The organism is Roseiarcus sp. (genome assembly GCF_052145395.1).
In the GTDB taxonomy this organism is placed as follows: Bacteria; Pseudomonadota; Alphaproteobacteria; order Rhizobiales; family Beijerinckiaceae; genus Roseiarcus.
Map to the genome: position 1 here is coordinate 1 of NZ_JBKQOT010000751.1, position 4,661 is coordinate 4,661.

Genomic DNA, 4,661 nt, shown 5'->3' on the forward strand with positions numbered 1-4,661 from the left:
GCTTCATGACGCTCGGTTCGCTCGTCCTGTTCGCCGCCGTCTATTTCGCCGCGGTCGCGACGCCCGGCCCCGGCCTCGCGGCGCTGGTGGCGCGGGTCATCGCCTATGGGCTTGCCGGCGTCGCCCCGTTCATCGCCGGCTATGTGGTCGGCGACATGATCTGGCTCGTCGTCGCCGGAACCGGCCTCGCCGCGCTCGCCAACGCCTTCGCCGGCGCCTTTGCGGCGATCAAGTATGCGGGCGCCGCCTATCTACTCTATCTCGCTTGGCGCACGGCGACCGCGTCGGCCGCGCGCGGCGAAGCGCCGCCGCCCGCCTCGCGGGGCTTTCGCGCCTTCTTCGGTTCGCTATCGCTGACGCTCGGCAACCCGAAGGTGATGGTGTTCGTTCTGTCGATCATGCCGCTGGTGGTCGACGTGAAAAGCCTGACGCCGATGAGGCTTGCGGAGTTGATGGCGATCTGCATTCCCGTGATCGCCTCGACGCTTGCGGCCTACGCGCTCGCGGCCAACCGCGCGCGCGCCCTGTTCCGGTCGGCGAGAGCCATGCGCATCGCCCATCGCGCCGCCGGTGGGGTCATGGCCGGGGTCGCGGTCGCCGTGGCGACGAGGAGAGCATGTCGGACCTTCTTGCGATTGGCGAGCCGCTGGTCGAACTCAATCAGGCGCACGACGACGCGCCGTTCGTACAAGGTTTTGGCGGCGACACGTCGAACGCGATGATCGCGGCGGCGCGGCTCGGCTCCGACGCCGCCTATTTCACCGCGATCGGCGCCGACCGGTTCGGACAGGCGCTGACCGAGCTGTGGCTGAAGGAGGGCGTGGACGCGAGCCGGGTCGTCATCAACGGCGGCGCGCATACCGGACTCTATTTCGTCACCCATGGGCCTGAGGGGCACCAGTTCTCCTACATGCGGGCGGGCTCGGCGGCGAGCCGGATCGGCGAGAGCGACTTGCCGGTCGATCGCATCAAGGCGACGCAGGTCCTGCATCTGTCCGGGATCACCCAGGCGATCTCGTCCTCGGCCGCCGACGCCGCCTTCGCGGCGATCGACATCGCCCGCGACGCCAAGCGCCTTGTTTCCTACGATCCGAACCTGCGCGTAAAACTCTGGCCGCTGAGAAGGGCGCGGGCGGTGATCCACGAGGCGATGCGGTCGTGCGACATCGCCTTGCCGGGCCTCGACGACGCCAAGGAGCTCGCCGGCCTGACCGACCCCGACGCCATCGCCGACTTCTATCTCAGCCTCGGCGCGCGGCTGGTGGTGGTGAAGCTCGGCAAGGCCGGCGCGCTAGTCGCCAACGCCGGGCGGCGCGAGCGGATTGCCCCGTTCGCCGTCTCGGCGATCGATGCGACCGGCGCCGGCGACTGCTTCGACGGCGCCTTTCTGGCCGAATTCGTCCGCACAGCCGATCCCTTCGCCGCCGCCCGCTTCGCCAATGTCGCGGCGGCGTTGTCGACGCTGGGCTACGGCGCGGTCGCGCCGCTGCCGCGCCGGGCCGACGTCGAGGCCGCGATTGCGCGCGCCTGAGGGCGCATTCGGCGCCGTCCGGCGTCATTCAGCGCGCGTTCGACACGCGTTCGACATGCGTTCGGCGCCGGATTTGACCCTCTTGTTCACCCGTGAATCGTGACTTTTCAATGCGTTGCACTCGAGTTTGCGCAAAAATCCTTTCGCGCGAATCTCCTTCGTCATGCGGCCCATCCCCCGGCAAACGGCCGCGTCCCGTTCGAGGACCGCGTCGATCCGCTTGCGCTTCGTCTGAGGCTCGCATGGACGGGATCCTACCGGTATTTCCGATTTGCTGCAATCAAAAGTCGCGCCATCGTGCGTGAGGGAAAGGCGCTCCCGCCTTCCTCCGCCCCAGGCGTCGGGCAAAGATTTGACCGTCGCGACCCCATTTCATCGCGCTTCAGCGCACGATGAGGCCGATCGCCACGGCGTTGGCGATGTCGATGAAGAAGGCCGAGACGAGCGGCAAAATGATGAAGGCCCGGGCGCAGGCGCCGTGCAGCTTGGTCACCGCGGTCATGTTGGCGATCGCGGTCGGAGTCGCGCCGAGGGTGATGCCGGTGAATCCGGCCGAGATCACCGCCGCCTCGTAATTCCGCCCCATCAGCGGGAAGACGGCGAAGACGATATAGGCGACCGCCGCAACGGTCTGGACCGCGAGCACCGCCACCAGCGCGATGCCGAGTCCGCCGAGCGTCCAGAGCTGCATGCTCATCAGCGACATGGCGAGGAACACGTTGAGCGACAGGTCGGAAATCAGCGCCAGCGCGCGCGATCGGGTCGGCCATTGCATGGCCGGCAAAAACCGCGGCGCCGTGTTGGTGACGACGATGCCGACGATGAGGCAGATCACGAACAGCGGCAGCTTGATCCGGCTTTCATTGACGATCTCCTGCAGCGCGAAACCGATCAGGATCACGACGTTGAGGATCAGCAGCGTGCGGAGAAGCGTGATGTGATTGAGGTCGTCGGCGTATTTGTCGCCCGGATCGTCCGGCACGCCGACCACAGGATCCGGCGCCTTCGGTCCAGCTAGACCGTGGCGGCGGATGAGGTATCCGGCGATCGGACCGCCGACGAGGCTTGCGACCACGAGCCCGAGCGTCGCTGTCGCGATTCCGACCTCGAGCGCGTTGCTCAAGCCGAACCGTGCGGCAATGATCGGCGCCCAGGCGATCGTGGTGCCGTGCCCGCCGATCAGCGCGGCCGAGCCGAGAAGCGGCGTCATCCCGGCGGGAAGGCCGAGCGCCGCGACGCTGCCCGCCGCGATCAGGTTCTGGAGCGCGAGATAGACGAGCGTCAGCGCCAGCAGGATCAGGAACGGCCGGCCTCCCGAGATCAGGTCATCGAGCTTGGCGTTGAGGCCGATGCCGGTGAAGAAATAGAGGAGGAGCATGTCGCGGGCTTCGAGCGAGAAGTTCACCTCGACCCGGAAGACGACATAGGCGATCAGCGTCGCGGCCGCCGCGATGAGGCCTCCCGTCACGGCCTCCGGGATGTTCCAGCTCTGCAGCGGCTTGATCGCGCGATTGACCCCCGCGCCGACGAAGAACACGACGATGGCGATCGTGAAGGTCAGAAGCCCGGGGACCTGAATCGACGTCATTTCAGTTTCCCTTTGGACATGGCGCGCGCGCCAGAACCCTCATCCGGCCCTTCGGGCCACCTTCCCCCTCAAGGGGAAGGAGACGCCCCTCTCCCACCGGGAGAGGGAAGCCGCGAAGCGGCGGGGTGAGGGTCCAAGGACGCCGCCCTTCGCCATTTCGCTCAACGGCCGGCGGATCAATCATGGCTCGGCGCTGGAGGCAAACAGGCTTAAGCCCAGTTCCTGCGAAAGAAAGCGGGCCGCGAGCCCACCCTTGACGCTGTTGCCCGCGGCGTCGAGCCGCGGCGCGAAGGCGCCCAGCGCGCCCTTGCCGGGCGAGACCGCGACGATCCCGCCGGCGATGCCGCTCTTGCCCGGCAGGCCCACGTCATAGAGCCAGTCCCCGGACGTCTCGTACAAGCCCGGCGTCGCCATGACGGCGAGCGCGCGCTTGCCGCTCTCCGGATCGACCACGCGGTCCTTGGTCAGCGGATTGACTCCGCCGTCGGCCAGCGTCGCCCCCATAACGGCGAGATCTTTCGCGGTCACGTTCAGCGAGCACTGCCGCGTGTAGAGTTCGAGCGCCTCGGCCGGGTCGCCGGCGATCCGCCCAAAACTTTGCAGGAGTTGGGCGATCGCCCGATTGCGCGCGTTGCTCGCGAGCGCGCACGCCAGAACCTCCTCATCCAGCGCAAGCTCGCGCCCGGCAAAGCGCGACAGGCCGTCGCCGAGGAAGGCCCAGCGCTCGTCGAGCGTCGCGCCCGGGACGAGGCTGGTCGCGGCGATGGCGCCGGGATTGACCATCGGATTGGTACGGCCGTCCGGGTCGCGCTCCATGGCGGCGAGGGCGTTGAAGGGCAGGCCGGTGGCGTTGACGCCGATAGCTTTCCGAGCGGCGTCGGGCCCCATCACGTCGCAGACGAGCGCGAACACGAAAGGCTTTGACACGCTCATGATCGTGAAGGGATGGTTCCAGTCGCCCGCCGCGTGGACCGCGCCGTTCGTTCCGACGACCGAGAGGCCGAAGAGATCGGCGGGAGCGCGGGCGAGGGTGGGATAGACTCGTGAAACCGCGCCGTCCGTATTGGCGCGGAAGCGCGCGTAGGCTTCGTCGACCAGGGCGGCGACGGTCTCGGGCGCGGGCAGGCGGCCGGTCGAGACGAAGCCGCGGGATGTCCTGTCCAATCTCACCGGCGTCCCCTTGGCCCTCGCAAGCGGGCCCTTCGCCCGAACCTAGCAGCGAAATCGCGGCGGCCAAACGGCTGCATTCGAAAGCTTTGCAGTCTTCCGTCGCCGAGCGATTGAACGTCGCGTATCGACGTTGAGCGGCCATTCCGGATCGTGACGGTCGGGGTCGCAGTTTGAGGAATTCCAGTCCTCCGGGAACGCAATGCGGCCGTCCGTCGTCACTTGGCAAGGGGGGACAGCGTCACCTGCAGGGGAATCGCATTTGGAAAGATTTGAGGGAATTTGCGGGTCTTGCGGGTCTGCGGTTTGATCGATTCTACCTCTGGAGGCGCGAATCAAGCCTTTGGAGACGATATTGGAACAGTTTGTGGCATG

Annotated in this window: 4 protein-coding genes; 2 read left to right on the plus strand and 2 right to left on the minus strand. The window is 67.3% G+C overall.

Translation table 11 applies throughout. The features are described 5' to 3' along the window. The coding region (locus ACLP25_RS25710; protein WP_442471951.1) for a LysE family translocator at positions 1-722 on the plus strand (722 nt) is incomplete at its 5' end. After that, positions 617-1,531: a sugar kinase gene (locus tag ACLP25_RS25715; protein ID WP_442471952.1), complete on the plus strand. Its 915-nt coding sequence runs from the start codon at positions 617-619 to the stop codon at positions 1,529-1,531. The genes ACLP25_RS25710 and ACLP25_RS25715, both read left to right, overlap by 106 nt. A gap of 382 nt (positions 1,532-1,913) precedes the next feature. Here ACLP25_RS25715 and gltS read toward each other — a convergent pair whose 3' ends face one another. After that, a complete protein-coding gene (gltS, locus tag ACLP25_RS25720) occupies positions 1,914-3,119 on the minus strand; it encodes a sodium/glutamate symporter (RefSeq protein WP_442471953.1) in 1,206 nt (401 codons plus the stop codon). 180 nt (positions 3,120-3,299) lie between these two features. Continuing rightward, on the minus strand, positions 3,300-4,289 hold the full coding sequence (glsA, locus tag ACLP25_RS25725) for a glutaminase A (protein WP_442471954.1): 990 nt from the start codon (positions 4,287-4,289) through the stop codon (positions 3,300-3,302). Positions 4,290-4,661: the final 372 nt, after the last annotated feature.

Coding starts and splice junctions, on each gene's coding strand:
- ACLP25_RS25715 (WP_442471952.1), top strand. CDS start 617: ATGTCGGACCTTCTTGCGATTGGCGAGCCGCTGGTCGAACTCAATCAG.
- gltS (WP_442471953.1), bottom strand. CDS start 3,119: ATGACGTCGATTCAGGTCCCCGGGCTTCTGACCTTCACGATCGCCATC.